This window comes from Monashia sp. HAY1-5C (assembly GCF_056755255.1).
Genome location: NZ_JBPGXG010000488.1, coordinates 1 through 257, shown reverse-complemented (window position 1 = coordinate 257; position 257 = coordinate 1). Strand labels below are relative to the sequence as shown.

The following is a 257-nucleotide window of genomic DNA, read 5'->3' as shown; positions in this document are numbered from 1 at the left end:
CTATATGGGCAGCGACGCCACACCGGAACAGGCGGCATGGCGCGATAACGTTATTCTGCGCAGCCATTCCACCACGCTGGTGGAGCGTCGGATTCGTATGGCGCTGGCCGCCGGTGATCGTCAGGGACTGAGACAGTGGCTGGATCGTTTACCTTCGGATGCCCTGCAGGAAGATGAATGGCAGTACTGGCGTGCGTCAGTGATGATCGACAACGGTCAGCGCTCACAAGGTGAAGCGATGCTGCGCACATTGATGA

At 58.8% G+C, this 257-nt stretch carries 1 protein-coding gene; it reads left to right on the top strand.

Annotation, left to right across the window (positions count from 1 at the left end; genetic code table 11):
- A partial coding sequence (locus ACR9ZK_RS22540; protein ID WP_481344156.1) for a hypothetical protein occupies positions 1–257 on the top strand: 257 nt, incomplete at both ends.